The organism is Streptomyces sp. NPDC002130 (assembly GCF_040296465.1).
In the GTDB taxonomy this organism is placed as follows: Bacteria; Actinomycetota; Actinomycetes; order Streptomycetales; family Streptomycetaceae; genus Streptomyces.
Map to the genome: position 1 here is coordinate 24,915 of NZ_JBEOXI010000007.1, position 14,900 is coordinate 39,814.

General features: G+C 73.1%; 18 protein-coding genes. 8 read left to right on the forward strand and 10 right to left on the reverse strand.

Translation table 11 applies throughout. The features are described from left to right. Window positions 1-105 precede the first annotated feature (105 nt). Window positions 106-579: an excalibur calcium-binding protein gene (locus ABT116_RS02450; RefSeq protein WP_351626667.1), complete on the forward strand. Its 474-nt coding sequence runs from the start codon at window positions 106-108 to the stop codon at window positions 577-579. A gap of 8 nt (window positions 580-587) precedes the next feature. On the opposite strand, the gene ABT116_RS02455 is transcribed toward ABT116_RS02450, so the two are convergent. Further along, on the reverse strand, window positions 588-1,001 hold the full coding sequence (locus tag ABT116_RS02455; RefSeq protein WP_351626670.1) for a DUF3037 domain-containing protein: 414 nt from the start codon (window positions 999-1,001) through the stop codon (window positions 588-590). Continuing rightward, complete coding sequence (locus ABT116_RS02460; RefSeq protein ID WP_351626673.1) at window positions 998-1,753, reverse strand: HipA family kinase; 756 nt, start codon at window positions 1,751-1,753, stop codon at window positions 998-1,000. Before ABT116_RS02460 ends, ABT116_RS02455 begins: the two co-directional genes overlap by 4 nt. A gap of 198 nt (window positions 1,754-1,951) precedes the next feature. Between ABT116_RS02460 and ABT116_RS02465 the strand changes: the two genes are divergently transcribed. Continuing rightward, window positions 1,952-2,431, forward strand: coding sequence for a Rieske (2Fe-2S) protein (locus ABT116_RS02465; RefSeq protein WP_351626676.1), 480 nt, complete (start codon window positions 1,952-1,954; stop codon window positions 2,429-2,431). Here the strand turns inward: ABT116_RS02465 and ABT116_RS02470 are convergent. Next, the gene (locus ABT116_RS02470; RefSeq protein ID WP_351626678.1) at window positions 2,418-3,068 is read right to left on the reverse strand and encodes a cysteine hydrolase family protein; all 651 of its coding nucleotides are present in this window, start codon (window positions 3,066-3,068) and stop codon (window positions 2,418-2,420) included. The two genes, ABT116_RS02465 and ABT116_RS02470, sit on opposite strands and share 14 nt — an antisense overlap. A gap of 133 nt (window positions 3,069-3,201) precedes the next feature. On the opposite strand from ABT116_RS02470, the gene ABT116_RS02475 reads away from it, so the two are divergent. Then, window positions 3,202-3,672 carry a pyridoxamine 5'-phosphate oxidase family protein gene (locus ABT116_RS02475; RefSeq protein ID WP_351626681.1) on the forward strand — a complete coding sequence of 157 codons (471 nt, stop codon included), beginning with the start codon at window positions 3,202-3,204 and terminating at the stop codon, window positions 3,670-3,672. Between the two features lie 15 nt (window positions 3,673-3,687). On the opposite strand, the gene ABT116_RS02480 is transcribed toward ABT116_RS02475, so the two are convergent. Beyond that, the gene (locus tag ABT116_RS02480; protein ID WP_351626683.1) at window positions 3,688-4,590 is read right to left on the reverse strand and encodes a LysR family transcriptional regulator; all 903 of its coding nucleotides are present in this window, start codon (window positions 4,588-4,590) and stop codon (window positions 3,688-3,690) included. A 75-nt stretch (window positions 4,591-4,665) separates the two neighbouring features. Here ABT116_RS02480 and ABT116_RS02485 point away from each other — a divergent pair, with 75 nt between their 5' ends. Beyond that, window positions 4,666-5,619: a DMT family transporter gene (locus tag ABT116_RS02485; protein ID WP_351626685.1), complete on the forward strand. Its 954-nt coding sequence runs from the start codon at window positions 4,666-4,668 to the stop codon at window positions 5,617-5,619. 408 nt (window positions 5,620-6,027) lie between these two features. On the opposite strand, the gene ABT116_RS02490 is transcribed toward ABT116_RS02485, so the two are convergent. Further along, a complete protein-coding gene (locus ABT116_RS02490) occupies window positions 6,028-7,359 on the reverse strand; it encodes an aminotransferase class I/II-fold pyridoxal phosphate-dependent enzyme (protein ID WP_351626687.1) in 1,332 nt (443 codons plus the stop codon). Window positions 7,360-7,394: 35 nt separating this feature from the next. On the opposite strand from ABT116_RS02490, the gene ABT116_RS02495 reads away from it, so the two are divergent. Both ABT116_RS02495 and ABT116_RS02500 read left to right on the forward strand, forming a co-directional pair. Continuing rightward, entirely contained in the window at window positions 7,395-8,081 is a 687-nt protein-coding gene (locus ABT116_RS02495; RefSeq protein WP_351626689.1) for a pyridoxamine 5'-phosphate oxidase family protein, read from the forward strand. After that, the gene (locus tag ABT116_RS02500; protein WP_351626692.1) at window positions 8,081-8,713 is read left to right on the forward strand and encodes an FMN-binding negative transcriptional regulator; all 633 of its coding nucleotides are present in this window, start codon (window positions 8,081-8,083) and stop codon (window positions 8,711-8,713) included. Before ABT116_RS02495 ends, ABT116_RS02500 begins: the two co-directional genes overlap by 1 nt. A gap of 16 nt (window positions 8,714-8,729) precedes the next feature. On the opposite strand, the gene ABT116_RS02505 is transcribed toward ABT116_RS02500, so the two are convergent. The 3 genes from ABT116_RS02505 to ABT116_RS02515 all read right to left on the reverse strand — a co-directional run bounded on the left by ABT116_RS02505 (window position 8,730) and on the right by ABT116_RS02515 (window position 11,551). Then, window positions 8,730-9,680 (reverse strand): DMT family transporter, encoded by a 951-nt coding sequence (locus ABT116_RS02505; protein ID WP_351626695.1) that lies wholly within the window; start codon window positions 9,678-9,680, stop codon window positions 8,730-8,732. Between the two features lie 231 nt (window positions 9,681-9,911). Then, on the reverse strand, window positions 9,912-10,916 hold the full coding sequence (locus ABT116_RS02510) for an EamA family transporter (protein ID WP_351626698.1): 1,005 nt from the start codon (window positions 10,914-10,916) through the stop codon (window positions 9,912-9,914). An 86-nt stretch (window positions 10,917-11,002) separates the two neighbouring features. Beyond that, window positions 11,003-11,551, reverse strand: a complete 549-nt coding sequence (locus tag ABT116_RS02515) for a Clp protease N-terminal domain-containing protein (protein WP_502983808.1) — start codon at window positions 11,549-11,551, stop codon at window positions 11,003-11,005. A gap of 223 nt (window positions 11,552-11,774) precedes the next feature. On the opposite strand from ABT116_RS02515, the gene ABT116_RS02520 reads away from it, so the two are divergent. Next, complete coding sequence (locus ABT116_RS02520) at window positions 11,775-12,203, forward strand: type II toxin-antitoxin system Rv0910 family toxin (protein WP_351626703.1); 429 nt, start codon at window positions 11,775-11,777, stop codon at window positions 12,201-12,203. Between the two features lie 51 nt (window positions 12,204-12,254). On the opposite strand, the gene ABT116_RS02525 is transcribed toward ABT116_RS02520, so the two are convergent. After that, entirely contained in the window at window positions 12,255-12,899 is a 645-nt protein-coding gene (locus tag ABT116_RS02525) for a PadR family transcriptional regulator (RefSeq protein ID WP_351626706.1), read from the reverse strand. 165 nt (window positions 12,900-13,064) lie between these two features. On the opposite strand from ABT116_RS02525, the gene ABT116_RS02530 reads away from it, so the two are divergent. Further along, window positions 13,065-13,883, forward strand: a complete 819-nt coding sequence (locus ABT116_RS02530) for a PhzF family phenazine biosynthesis protein (protein WP_351626708.1) — start codon at window positions 13,065-13,067, stop codon at window positions 13,881-13,883. 49 nt (window positions 13,884-13,932) lie between these two features. On the opposite strand, the gene ABT116_RS02535 is transcribed toward ABT116_RS02530, so the two are convergent. Next, entirely contained in the window at window positions 13,933-14,733 is an 801-nt protein-coding gene (locus tag ABT116_RS02535; protein WP_351626710.1) for a CPBP family intramembrane glutamic endopeptidase, read from the reverse strand. Window positions 14,734-14,900: the final 167 nt, after the last annotated feature.

Here is a 14,900-nt window from a genome sequence, read left to right on the forward strand (position 1 = left end):
CGGCGTCCCCGGGGACACCCGATCGGCCCATGGCGGCGGGCCGCCGCACCCCTCGGCGCCTAGCGTCGGAGCGCGAGCCACCCCCGGCCGGAAGGGAGGCGCTCCATGCGCCGTCGCACCGGTGTCATGGGCGCGCTGTTCGCGATCGTCGCGATCGTGCCCATGGCCGACCCCGCTCACGCCCGGCAGGACCTGGACTGCCGCGACTTCGCCTTCCAGGAGGACGCGCAGGCCGTCTTCGACGCGGATCGAAGCGATCCCAACAGACTCGACGAGGACCAGGGACCGGACGACGGCATCGCGTGTGAGGCGCTGCCCCGCGTCGGATCGGGTGTCATCTCCCCGGTCCGCCCGTCCGCCTCCGCGAGCCCATCCGCCTCCGTCGGTCCGTCCCGGCCCGCGAGCCCGTCGGCTCCCGGCGCCACGGCGCCCGCCACCGCCCCGTCCCGGGGCGTGCGGGGCGGCGCCGGGGGCGCGCTGGCCTCGGGGCCGAACGGCTGGGAGCTCGGGATCGGCCTGACCTTCGCGGTGGGCGCCGCTCTCGCCGCCGGTCACGTGGTGAGGCGCCGCCGGCGCTGACGAACGGGTCACCTCACGAGCAGGTCGAGCAACCGCTCGGTCTCCGCCGCCGGGTCCGTGGTCAGGCCGGTGTGCACCGGGCCGGGCTGGACGATCGTGGAGCGGGGGGCGACGAGCCAGCGGAAGCGGCGGCCCGGGTCGTCGGAGGCCGCCTGCCCGGCCGCGCTCCCGCCCGCGCACAGGCCCTCCACGGCCCCCAGGGCGGCTCGGACCCCGGCCACGTCGGCCAGGGGGTCGAGGGCCAGCAGGCGGGCCTCGTCGAGGTGGGTGCGGGCACCGACGTAGGACTCGGCGCGGCAGTAGACCAGGACCCCGGCGTTGATGCATTCGCCGCGTTCCACGCGCGGGACGACGCGCAGGACGGCGTACTCGTAGACGTGACGGTCCCGGGGCCCGCCCCTGATGATGTGCCGGTCGTTCACTTCAGCCCCTGGATGCGGTCGTGGATGACGGCGGCCCGTGCCAGCAGCGGGCGCGCGTAGGCCTGCCTCAGATCGTCCGGCGCGGCGAAGCCCGGTTCGTCCGTGAGCCAGGTGTCCGGGATCTGCGCGGTGACGTCGGCGAGCAGTTCCTCGGTGACCAGGGGCGCCAACTCGGCGGCGGCGGAGGCGACATCGGGCGCGAAGGACGCCAGCGCGTGGTCGGAGGCGTCGTACGGGCGGGCGGCGGAGGCCTCCACGCCGGGCCAGTTGTGGTGCCAGATCATCGTCGCGCCGTGGTCGACGAGCCACAGCTCGCCGCGCCACCTCAGCAGGTTGGGGTTGCGCCAGGACCGGTCGACGTTGTTGATCAGCGCGTCGAACCAGACCACGCGGCCGGCCTCCTCGGGGCTCACCGGGAACGCGAGCGGGTCGAAGCCGAGCGCGCCGGAGAGGAAGTCCATGCCGAGGTTGGTGCCGCCGCTGGACCGGAGCAGGCTCTGCACCTGCTCCTCCGGTTCACCCAGCCCCAGCTCGGGGTCGAGCTCGACGGTGACGAGACGCGGCATCCGCAGCCCCAGCCGCCGGGCGAGTTCCCCGCAGACCACTTCGGCGACGAGTGTCTTGCGGCCCTGTCCCGCGCCGGTGAACTTCAGGACGTAGGTGCCGAAGTCGTCCGCCTCGACCAGACCCGGCAGCGAACCGCCCTCGCGCAGCGGCGCGATGAAACGGGTCGCGATCACTTCCTTGAGCATCGCCCCAGGTTACTGACGTACCCGGCGACCGCGGCGACGGCCTCGCGGTGGCGGGCCGGAATCCGACAGCAAGCCGACAGCTCCGCTTTACCCGTGTCTCTCCCCGAACGGGCCAGGATTTCGGCAGGGTCTGAACAGCCGGTCCCCAGGGGCCGTACCTCTCGGCAGATCACGAATTCCCCCGGAAGGAACGTCAGCATGACCAGCGAATCAGTTCAGCCGATGTCGGGACCGAGCCGCCGCACCGTCGTGGCGGCGGTCGGCGCGGCGGGGCTCACCGTGGCGCTGACGGCGTGCGGTTCGGAGGACAAGGCGTCCGACCCGTCCACCGAACAGGGTGGCGGCGCGACGAACGAAGGGGGCGGCTCGTCAGCGGGAGCGGGAGCCGGCGGTGCGGCGCTCGCGAAGACCGCCGACATCCCCGAGGGCGGCGGCAAGATCTTCAAGGACGAGAAGGTCGTGGTCTCACAACCGAGCGCGGGCGAGTACAAGGCGTTCTCGACGATCTGCACCCACCAGAACTGTCCGATGGTCGACCTCAAGGACGACATCATCTCCTGCAACTGCCACGGCAGTCAGTTCTCCGTCCTCGACGGCAGTGTGAAGAAGGCCCCCGCGGTCAAACCGCTGGAGGAGAAGAAGATCACCGTGAACGGCGACTCCATCACGCTGGCCTGACGCCACGCGCACGCTCCAGGCACGCCAGCACCTCGTCCGTGGTCGCGACCGTGGCGACCAACGCGAGGGTGTGGCGGATCATCGCGGGGGTGTAGTCGGCGGGCACTCCCGCGATGGCGTCCGCCGGGACGACGACGGTGTAGCCGCGGTTCACTGCGTCGAACACGGCATTGGGCACGGCCACGTTGGCCGAGACGCCGGTGACGATCAGCGTGCGGCAGCCGAGGTTGCGCAGCAGTGGATCGACGTCGGTGCCCTGCAGGGGTGACAGCCCGTGCAGGCGCCGCACGACGAGGTCCTCCTCGGCGACTTCGATCGGGGCGGCCACCCGCACCGCCGGCGTGCCGGTCAGCTGCTGGACGGGCAGCCGGGCGGCGGCGCGGAAGAGGCGGGCGTTGTGGCTGGCGCCGCGGCCGTCGGGGCGGCGCTCGGCGATGGCGTGGACGACCTGGACGCCACCGTCGTGGGCGGCCGCCACCAGGCGGGCGACGTTGGTGAGGGCGCCGCCGGCGCGTGCCTGTTCGGCGAGTGCGGGCAGTGCGCTGTCCGCCCCGACGACGCCTTCCTGGCACTCGACGGTGAGCAGCACGGTGGTGCGCGGTTCGAGGAGTTCACTGAGCGCTGCGTACGAGGGCACGGTTTTCCCCTGTCACCGGCGGCCGGGCGGGCGAGCGTAGCCACCATTGCGCACGGACGGAAGAGCACTCATCCTTTTCTGACGTGATGTCAGAGGATCTCCTCTGGCACGACGTGGGAGAAAGAGGGGGAGCATGACCGTCACGCAGCAGCGCAGGGGCCGGAAGATCATGATGACGCCGGGCGAGCTGGATGAATTCCTGACCACCCAGCGCACCTGCCGGGTCGCCACGGTGTCGTCCGGCGGCGCGCCGCACGTGAGCACGCTGTGGTTCGCCTGGGACGGCACCTCGATGTGGCTGTACTCGGTCGTACGCAGCAAGCGGTGGACCGACCTGCGCCGCGATCCGCGGGTGGCGATCGTCGTCGACACCGGCGAGGAGTACGACGAGCTGCGCGGCGCCGAGCTGTCGGGCACCGTCGAGTTCGTGGGTGAGATACCTCGCACGGGCGAGCTGCGCGCCGAACTCGACGTCCCCGAGATGCTGTTCGCGCGGAAGAACTTCCGCCTGGAGGAGATGCCGCACGACGGCCGGCACGCCTGGATCCGTCTGACTCCCGAGAAGATCGTCTCCTGGGACTTCCGCAAACTGTCCGGGCGGTAGCCCCTCCCCGGAACGTCAGCCGACCCTCTCCCCCGCCGCCCGCAGGGCCTTCACCGCCGCACGGATCGACGGACGGCGGTCCGCGTCCGCGCGCCAGACGACGTACACGTGCCGTCGGACCGGCTGCCGGAGGGGGACGGTCACGACACCGGCGGGCACGGGGTGGCGGCCGAGCAGCGGGGCGATGCACACCCCGAGGCCCGCGGCGACCAGGGCGAGCTGCGTGTGGGTCTCGGCGGCGCGATGGCCGACGATCGGTTCGATGCCCTTCGAGCGGAGCGTGAACATAAGCCACTCGTGGCAGAACTCGCCGTCGCCCCAGGTGATCCACTCGTCGTCGGCGAAGTCGCCGAGGTCGACCTCCTCGCGCCCGGCGAGCCGGTGGTCCGCCCGCAGGGCGACCTCGGCCGGGTCGTCCAGGATGGACGCCTTGACCAGGCCCTCGGGCAGCGCCATCGGCTTGTTGTACCAGTCGAGCACGACGGCGAGGTCGAGGTCGCCGCGCACGACTCCGGCGATGCCGTGCTCCGGCTCCAGCTCGCAGGAGCGCAGCCGGAGCGCGGGGTGCTGCTCGCGCAGTGCGGCCAGCGCGTGCGGGAACAGGCCCCGCGCGGCCGTCGGGAACGCCGACAGCCGTAGCTCGCCGACGACCTGCCCGCGCTGCGCCTCCAGATCGGACTGGGCGAGTTCCACCTGGGACAGGATGCGCGCGGCGTGCTCGGCGAGCAGCCGGCCGGCGTCGGTGAGCCGCACGCCCCGGCCGTTCTTGGCGAGGAGCTGCTGACCGATCTCCCGTTCCAGCTTGGACAGCTGCTGCGAGACGGCGGACGTCGTGATGTGCATGCTCTCGGCCGCCGCGCTCACCGTGCCGTGCCGGGCGAGGGCGTCGAGGGTGCGAAGGCGCTCCAAGTTCAACATGTAAGCAATGCTACGCAGTACCGGGTGCGAAATCTCGATTGTGCTACGAGGTTGCATTGACGCATCGTGGCTGCCATGAGCACCGTCACCACCCCCGCCGGCCGGGCCGCCACCGCCCCGCCCGCACCGCCCCGCCGTCTCCTCGACTGGCGCCTCCGCTTCGCCGCCCTGTCTCTGATCTGGGGCTTCAGCTTCCTCCTCATCAAGGTGGGCACCGAGACGTACGCGCCGTTCCAGGTGACGCTCGGCCGACTGGCGTTCGGCACCGCGGTGCTGGCCGCCGCGATGGCGGTACGACGCGAGCGGCTGCCGCGCGGGGCGCGCGTCTGGGGGCATCTGACGGTCGCCGCTCTCCTCCTCAACGCCCTGCCGTTCTCACTCTTCGCGTACGCCGAGCTGACCATCCCGTCCACCCTGGCGGGCATCTGCAACGCGACCTCGCCGCTGTGGGGCATGGCGCTGTCGCTGGTCGCCCTGTCGGAGGACCGCCCGACCCGGGTGCGGGTGGCGGGGCTCGGTCTCGGCTTCCTCGGGGTGCTCACCGTGCTGGGCGCCTGGCAGGGCTTCCACGGCCTGGACGCCACCGGCACGGCGCTGGCCCTGCTGGGCTCCCTCAGCTATCCGATCGGCTGGATCTACGTGCGCCGCACCCTCGCGGGGACCGGCCACTCGCACCTGTCGATGACCGGCGCGCAACTGCTGCTCGCCACAGCCCAGTTGGCCGTCGTCACCCCGCTGTTCACGACCCTGCCGACCCGCGTGTCCGTCGTGCCGCTGCTGGCGGTCGCCGCCCTGGGCGCACTGGGCACGGGCCTCGCGGTGCTCCTCCAGTACGGCCTGGTCGCCGAGGTCGGCCCGACGACCGCCCAGATGGTCACGTACTTCATCCCGGTCATCGCCACGGCCGCGGGCGTCGCACTCCTCGGCGAGGGGCTCACCTGGTCGACGCCGGTAGGGGCGGTGATCGTGCTGACGGGGGCGGCGCTCACACAGGTCCGGCCGAAGCTACGCCCGACATCTCGGCCGTAGCTCTGGCGGGGCCCAACGCCTCGGCCCACAGGGGCGCGCCCCTCCGGCGGTCGGCTCGGCCGTACCCGCGCACGGGCCGAGGGCCGACAGCGCGTCGCCGTCGGCCCTCACGGGTCCGGAAGTCCCGGCCGGACTCCCGGTCCCAACTCACGGAGGCCCGAGGCTCTCGGCGGCGACTCAGCCCTGCCCGCGCGGACCCGAAGCCCCGGCCGGCGTCCAGACCGTCGCTCCGCGGGGACCCGACACCCGGCCATCCTCTCCCCCGTAGCTGCACACGGGCCCGGCCAGGGCCGGCCGGGGCCGGGCAGCTACTGCCTCGGCCGATGGGCCGAGGCCGCGTCTCAGCCGGCCTTGGCCTCCGGGAGGCCCGAACCCCAGCCCCCCTCAGCCAAGGCCGGAAGCCGTGTCTCAGTCGTAGCTCCGCGCGGGCGCGGGCCCGACCGCCGAGGTGATCGCGTCGGCCAGTGTCTCGATCTCACCCTCTGCGAGCGTCGAGACGGTGACCCGGACACCGGGCGGCGCGCTCAGCCGGAAGCGGGCACCGGGAGCCACGGCCCAACCGGCGTGCAGCAGCCGGGCGACGGCGCCGGTCTCGTCCGGCACCGGCACCCACACGTTCATGCCGCTGCGCCCGAAGGCCGCGACACCGCGCCGTTCGAGCGCGCCGATCAGCGCGTCCCGCCGCCTCCCGTACGACGCCGCCACCTCGGCCGTGTCCACCGCGCCGTCGGCCCACAGCCGCACCAGGGCCCGCTGCATCAGCCGGCTCACCCAGCCCGGTCCGAGCCGGTGCCGCCCGCGGACCCGGTCGACGGTGACGGCGTCCCCGGTGAGCAGGGCGAGCCGCAGATCGGGGCCGTACGCCTTGGCGGCCGAGCGCACGAACGCCCAGTGCCGGGTCACTCCGGCCAGGGGGTGGAGGGGCACGTCGACGATGCCGTGGCCGTGGTCGTCCTCGATCAGCAGGGTCTCCGGATACGCCCGGAGCACGGCTCGCAGTGCACGCGCACGTGCGGAGCTCACCGCCGCGCCGGTCGGGTTCTGCGCCCGGTCGGTGACGATCAGGGCCCGCGCCCCGGCCTCCAGCACCCGGCGCACGTCCTCCGCGCACGGCCCCTCGTCGTCGACGCCGACGGGTACGGTCCGCAGCCCGAGCGCGGGCACGAGGTCGAGGGTGCGGCCCCAGCCGGGGTCCTCGACGGCGACGGTGTCACCGGGCTTGAGATGGGCCGCCAGCACCCGTTCCACACCGTCGAGGGCCCCGGAGACCACGGCGAGCGGCCCGTCCGGCACACCGTCGGCGTCGAGACCGGCCCGTGCGATCCGGGCCAGCTCCGGTTCGACGGGGGTGTCGCCGTAGAGCACGGGCGCCCGGTCACCCTCGGCGGCGGCCGCCGCGAACGCGCCCGCGAGCGACGGCAGCAACGCCGGGTCCGGATTGCCCTGCGCGAGGTCCCGCACCCCCTCCGGGACGTCCACCCGGAAGTGCTCCCGCCCGGTCGTCGCCGGTGCGGGCCGCACCCGACTGCCGCGCCGCCCCGCCGTCTCGATGACCCCACGCTCGCGCAGGGTCCGGTACGCGGCCGCGACCGTGTTGGGATTCACCCCCAACCCCTCCGCCAACTCCCGCATGGGAGGCAGCAGTTGACCCGGCTGCAGCTCGCCCGCTCCCACCGCGCGCTCGATGCTCGCGGAAATGTCCGCTGCGCGACGCCCACTGATCCGATACTCTCCTAGCACAAAGCCAATTATGCACTAGTGCAATGGAGAGCGCCATGCAGGGGACCGCGCAGACGCCGTCGCAGCCCGACACCGCCTACACCCCGACCGACCGCACCGTCCCCACCCGCTCCCCGGACCGGGCCTCGTACGACAAGGAACTGGTGCACGCGATACTCGACGAGGCCTACGTCTGCCACCTCGGGTTCGTCCGCGACGGGGCGCCCGTCGTGTTGCCCACGCTCTACGCCCGGGTCGGCGAGCGGCTGTACGTGCACGGCTCGACGGGCTCGCGTCCGCTGCGGGCGGCCGGTCAGGCAGACCCCGGCCTCGAGGTTTGCCTGACGGTCACGCACGTCGACGGTCTGGTCCTGGCCCGCTCGGCCTTCCACCACTCGATCAACTACCGCTCCGTGGTGGTGCACGGCGTGGCCCACGACGTGACGGACCCCCAGGAGAAGCGGCAGGCCCTGGACGCGCTGGTCGACCACGTCGTGCCCGGCCGCTCCGCGGACTCGCGCCCCGCCGACAAGAAGGAACTGGCCGCCACCGCCGTGATCCGCCTGGACCTGGACGAGGTGTCCGCGAAGCTGCGCACCGGCGGTGTGAACGACGAACCGGAGGACCTCGCCCTCCCCCACTGGGCCGGCGTCGTCCCGGTGCGGCGCACCTACGGCACCCCGCTCTCCGACCCCGGCCTGGCCCCCGGCACCGAGCTGCCCGGCTACCTCACGGCCCTGTGATGCTGATCCACCCCTGGGACGCGCCCCGTGACGACACCGAGTGGCAAGGGTGGCTGGCCGACCACGACTTCGGCCAGCTCGCGGTCAACGGCCTGCCGGGCGAACCGCCCCACGTCCAGCCACTGCACTTCGCCTACGACGCCGGGCGCCGCGAGGTCGTCACCCACCTCGCCCGCCCGAACCCGCTCTGGACCGCGCTGGAGGCCGCCCCTGACGTTCTGCTGAGCGTGGTCGACGACTACGTGTTCGTACCCGGCCCCTGGCAGGCCGCCCCGGAGGTCCCGCCCGAGCACGGCACCCCGACGAGCTTCTACGCGGCCGTCCAGCTCCGCTGCCGCGCCCATGTCGTGGACGACCCGGCACAGAAGGCCGCGCTGCTCAATCGCCAGGTCGACCACTTCCAGCCGCGGGGCGGCTCGGCGCGGGCGGCGGTGGGCGAGGCCCCCTACGGCAGGATGCTCGCCGGCATCCGCGGCCTGCGCCTGGAAGTGACGGACGTACGAGCGAAGTTCAAGTACGCGAACCACAGGCCGACCGAGGTCCGGGACCGGATCGCCGCGGGTCTCGCGGCCCGCGGCGGTCCGGGCGACTCCAGGGCACGCGACCACCTGCTGCGCAGACAGGAGGCGTAGGCCGCGGGTCCCCGCCTCACACGGCCATCACCGGCTCCTCCCTGCTCCGCGCGTCCCGCGCCTCCCCCACCGCCAGGCCCGCCACCGAGCCCAGCATCAGCAGGATTCCGGCCAGCGTCGGCGCCGTGAGGTGCTCGCCGAGCAGGACGACGGCGAGCACCGCCGCGCTCACCGGTTCGAGCAGCATGATCACCGAGACGGTGGCGGACCGTACGACGGCCGCGCCCGCGAAGTAGAGGCCGTAGGCGAGCGCCGTGGGGACGGCGGCGACGTAGAGCAGCAGGAGCACGAGCCGGCCGGGCTCCTCGGTGTGCGGCAGCAGGCCCTCCGCCAGGGCGAACGGCAACAAGCACAGGCTCGTGACGGCGAAGGCCCCGGCGGTGGTCCGGGTGGCGTCACCTTCGCCGTCGCGGCCCCACCGGCGGGTGAGCAGCGTCATCGCGCAGTATCCGGCCGCGGACAGCAGGGCGAGCAGCACACCCGCCGGGCGTACGGTCGTGCCGCCGCCCCCGAGAACGAGGACCGCGAGCCCGGCGAGGGCGCCCAGGACGGCTGTGGCGCCGCCCCGGCCAAGTCGCTCGGCCAGGGTCAGCCGGGCGCCGAGCGCGATGAGGACGGGCCCCGCGCCCAGCGTGACGACGGTGGCCACGGCCAGGCCGGTGGCGGAGACGGCCGCGAAGTACGCGGTCTGGAAGACGGCGAGCCCGAGCCCGGTGACCCCGGCCCGCGACACCCGGCGGCCGAGCGGCTGCCGCACTCGGCCCTGGGTGCTCGGCCGAAACAGGCGCACGGCGAGCAGCAGCACGAGGCCGGCGGCGCAGCGCCAGAAGGAGAGGGCGACGGGCCCCATGTCACTGGCCCGGTAGACCAGGGAGGCGGCCGCGCCCGCGGTGCCCCAGGAGACACCGGCGACGATCAGATAGAGGAGGCCTCGCCCGATGGGCAGGCCGGAGGCGGTGTTCGACACGTGTTCTCTCCGCAGACGCGCACGGCATGCCGCGCCCGTGTCGGGCGGCGGCCGGGTGCGCGGAAGTTCGGGAAGGGCCCCGGATCAGTCGTGATCAGCGGGGTCCGCGGACTTCGTCTGCGGGCAGCACCGTTCTGCGCGGCGGCGCATGGCCGGGCGCGGTTTCCGGAGGGCCCGCCTCAGGCGGCCGGAGGCGGAAGAACGAGTGCGTTCGAAGGCATGATCGACACCTTAGGCGCTGGTCCCGCGCCTGGACAATGCCTTTTCCGGGCCGCCGCTCGCCACCGGCTGCCCGGACCCCTTCGAGGGCGTCGAGGACTGCGCGATGAACGCGCCCACCAGCACGATCGCCCCACCGGCGATCTGCGGCGCCGAGAGGTGCTCGCCGAGCAGGACCCAGGCCAGGACCGTGGCGATGACCGCCTCGAGGCAGGCCACCACCCCGGCGACCTGCGGGGAGAGCCGGCGCACGGAGACCACGCCGGTGACGTAGGCGACGACCGTGGCGACCAGGACGATCCACACCAGCAGTACGACGGCGGGTACGGCCCTGCCGTCCATGCTCGCGGTGCCCCCGAGCACCGACCAGTCCATGCTCCAGGGCCGGGCGACGACGGTCAGCACGGCCGCGCCGACGAGCAGCCCGTAGGCGATGACGCCGAGCGGGTCGGGTGCCTCGTCCCCGGCGTCGCTGCCCTGGTCGGACAGGACGAAGTAGCCGACCTGGCAGCAGGCCGCGCCGAGCGCGAGCAGCAGCCCCAGCACGTCGAACCCGAGGCCCGACCACACCTCCACGACGCAGGCGAGTCCGCCGACCGCGAGCACGACACCGACGGCCGCGGCGCGCGTGACGGGCCGCTTCTGCACGAACCGCACCCAGCCCAGCACCAGCGCGGGCGCCAGGTACTCGATGAGCAGCGCCACCCCGACGGGGATCCGGGAGAGCGCAGCGAAGTAGCAGGCCTGGACGCCGGCGACGGCCAGCAGCCCGAACCCGGCGAGCAGTTTGGGGCGCCTGCGCACCAGCGCACGGTGACGCACGGCGAGCGGCAGCATGACCAGGGCAGCTCCGGCGACCCGCAGCCACACCACGTGCAGCGGGTCCAGACCCGCCTCGATCAGCGGCTTGGCCGCGACACCGGATCCGCCGAAGGCCACCGCGGACAGGAGGGCAAGTCCGAGCCCCATGCCCCTGCCGCGCCCGCTCACGCTGCTGTCAGTGGTACGCACCGGCACATGATGACAGGCCCCGACAGGAGCGTCACCCCTTATGACACCTGTCTCACAGCCTGGACGGGACGACCGGCCCCACGCCGCGCCGCTCAGTGGGCGGCTTCGCCGCACTCCTCTGCCATGCCGACCCGGCCGTCGAGCCGGGTGAGCACCTCGCGCGGGTCGATGCCGGCCCGTCCGAGCACCTCGACCGCACGCGCCTGCGGGTCGAGGACGATCGCCGCGAGCAGGTCGGTGCCACGAGCCGGTCCGCCGCGCTCGGCGGCCCGCTCGCAGGCGTACTCCATGCAGGCGGCGGCCAGCGGCGAGAAACCAGCCGTCTCCGTCACCACGGGGACGGCGCCGGAGTCCTCCACTCCGCTCTGCCAGCGCAAGCCGTACCCGATGCTGCGCTGGACGAGATAGCCGAGCAGGCGCGCGATCTGCGGCCCCTCGACGAAGGCGGCACGCGCCTCGGGGTCGGACTCCAGCAGCGAGTGGAGCAGATGGGCGGTGTCGATCTGCCGGTCCCCGTCCCGGACGGCCCGGCGCCGGGCACCACCGACCACCGACGCCAGCTCGTCACTGAGCCTGGCATCGTTGTCCACGCGCTGAATGCCGTGCTCATGGGCCGACTGCCGGGGGGTAAGGGGTTGCACATCCCCTAGCCCACCAGTCTCGCGGGCCCGCGTCATCCTCGGTGGGAAGCATGTTCGCGTCCCACGGGAAGTGGACTCCGCCGACCGGAATCTCCTCCTTGCGGAGGAGATCAGGCAGCTTCGGGTGGAGACCTCAACCGGCCTGACAGTTCGTCAGTATTGAACATTGCGACTGTCGCGGCTACGGTCCGCGACACCCAGCCCGATACGAAGAGGTGGTCGCATGGCCGAAGTCAGCGCGGAGGCCCGCATCGGGGCGCCGGCCGGCACGGTGTGGGCGAAGCTCACCGACTGGTCCGCGTACGGCGAGTGGAACGCGACCCACACGAGCTTCCCGGCGGGCGGTCCGGAGCCCCTCGAAGTGGGCGCGACGTTCCAGGAGAACATGCGGCTGATGAACTTCCCGGCCGAGGTGGCGTGGACCGTGGAGGAGCTGGAACCGGCGCGGGTGCTCGCCATCCGCGGCAAGGGCCCGATGGCGGTGACCGTCGCGACGCGCTACACCCTCACACCCGACGGCGACGCCACGACGGTCCGCATCGACGGCGAGTTCACGGGCGCGACGGTGTCCCTGATGGCGGGCAAGCTCAAGGATTCGGCGACGGCCGCCCTGCACGAGTCACTGCGCAAGCTGGACGGGCTGGTGGCCTGACACCCCGGCACGCCGAAGCGCCCCCGGACCACTCCGGGGGCGCCTCTCGCCCTACGTGGTTCCGTCCTCGTCGGCGAGGATGAGATACAGCTTCTTACGGGCCTCGTTGATGACACCGAGGGCCTTCTCCCGCTGCTCCTTGCTACCGGTCTTCCAGACCTGGCCGAAGGCCTCCATCAGACCGAAGCCGGCCTGGCGGATCTCACCGAGAGCCTCCCAGTCGACCCCGCGGGAAGCTTCCTCCCAGGGCGCCTCGGGCCCCTCCTCGGCGGCCTCGCGGCCCGCCTCGGTGAGCGAGAACAGCTTCTTGCCGCCCTCGGAGGCACTGGCGATCAGCCCCTCGTCCTCCAGCAACTGAAGGGTGGGGTACACCGAGCCGGGGCTGGGCTTCCACGCCCCGCCGCTGCGCTCGGCGATCTCCTGGATCATCTCGTAGCCGTGCATCGGCCGGTCCTTCAGCAGGGCCAGGATCGAGGCGCGTACGTCACCGCGCCGCGCCCTTCCCCTGGGCCCTCCGCGCCCTCGACCGCCCCAGGGGCCCGGACCGAAGCCCGGCCCACCGGGCCCGCCCCAGCCGGGGCCGCCCGGGCCACCCGGCCCGAAGGGACCGAAGGCCGCACGCAGCCCTTCGAAGCCGCCCCGACCGTGCTGCGGGCCGCCGTGTCCATGTCCACGCTCGAATCCGTGGGTACGCATCGCAACCACTCTCCATTCCATCGTTGATCTGTCGCGATGCTTCAACGATATATCGGTATCGCTCGCCCGACAAGGCCCTCACCGAGGTTCCCCGCCGGTGGAATCGGGCCAGCGGGTGCGAATTGGCCTTGGTCTGCTGCTTCGTGGGCGCCCTAGCGTCGGGGCATGCGGATCCGAATCGTCGACGCCTTCACCGATCACCCCTTCTCCGGCAACCCGGCCGGGGTCCTGCTCCTGCCCGGCGCGGACGCCTTCCCGGACGACACCTGGCTGCAGAACGTCGCCCTGGAGGTCAACCACGCCGAGACGGCCTTCGCCCACCCGCTCCCCGAGGGCTCCGAGGCGGACTGGGCGCTGCGCTGGTTCACTCCGGCCACCGAGGTCGCGATGTGCGGCCACGCCACCCTCGCCACCGCCCACGTCCTGCACACGACCGGCGCCCACGTGGGGCCGGTGCGGTTCGCCACCCGCAGCGGCGTCCTCGTCGCCACACCCGCAGCGGACGGCTCCGTCACCCTGGACTTCCCGACGGCCCCGCTCACCCGGACCGACCCGCCCGGGGGTCTCGCCGAGGCGCTGGGCACGGAGGTGCTCACGGTCCTCGACACCGGTCCGAACGTCGGCGATCTGCTCGTCGAGGTCGCCGACGAGAAGACGGTGCACACCCTGGCCCCGGACCTGACGGCCCTCGCCGCCCACTCCGAGCGCGGTGTCATCGCCACGGCCTGCGCCGAGGACCCCGCCGGAGGCTACGACTTCGTCTCGCGCTGCTTCTTCCCGAACGTGGGCATCGACGAGGACCCGGTGACCGGCAGCGCCCACACGGCGCTCGCCCCGTTCTGGTCCGAGCGCCTGGGCCGCCCCCGCCTCACCGGTCTCCAGGCCTCGCCCCGCTCGGGCCGGGTCCGTACCGAGCTGCGCGGCGACCGCACCCTGCTGACGGGCACGGCGGTCACCGTCATCGAGGGCGAGCTGCTGGCCTGAGACGAGCGAAGGGGCGTACGACGGTGTCGTACGCCCCTTACTCACGGCTTCACGCCGTCGGCAGCCAGCCCACCTTGCCCGCCAGCAGCGCGTACCCGACGAACGCCCCGATGTCGAGCAGGGAGTGGGCCACCACGAGCGGGCCGACCCGCCCCCAGCGGCGGTAGAGGTACACGAAGACGACGCCCATCACCATGTTCCCGATGAAGCCGCCGATGCCCTGGTAGAGGTGGTACGACCCGCGCAGAACGGCGCTGCCGGCCAGCGCGGCCGTCGGCGTCCAGCCCAGCCGGCCCATGCGGCGCAGCAGGTAGCCGACCACGATCACTTCCTCCAGAACGGCGTTCTGGATCGCCGAGAGGATCAGCACCGGGTACTTCCACCACACCGCCGGCAGCGCTTCGGGCACCACGGTGAGGTTGAAGCCGAGGCCGCGGGCCGCCAGGTAGAAGGCGATGCCGGTGCTGCCGATGACCGCCGCGATCGCCGCCCCGCGGCCGAGGTCGGGCCACGGGCGGGTGCGGTCGAAGCCGATCGTGCGCAGGCTCGCTCCCTCGCGGAGCAGGAAGTGCGCGACGAGCGCGACGGGCACGAGCGCCGTGGTGATCCCGAAGAGCTGCCAGGCGAGGTCGAGCCAGGGCCGGCCGGGCGCGGCAGAGGCGTTCATCGTGGCCGCCTGGTCCTTGAGGCCGCCCGGCTTGGTGACCGACCCGATGAAGCTGATCAGCGCCGAGAGTCCGCTCGCGCCCAGCGACAGCGCGAGGACCAGCAGCGTCTCGTCGCGGAGCATCCGCCGTGAGAGCCCCTGCTGGGGAATGGAATCGCCCACCGGGCTCGCCTCCGCCTGCACACCCGCCTCCACTTCACCGACCTGTCGGATCAGTATGGCTGCAGCGATGTGCCACACCTGCGGCGGCATCGGCCCGGTGACGCGGGGCTCGCGGCGTCCACCCAGTGGCGGGGCGCGCGGCGTCCACCCGAAGACACCGGCTCGCGGCGTCGGCCCGGGCTTGCGTC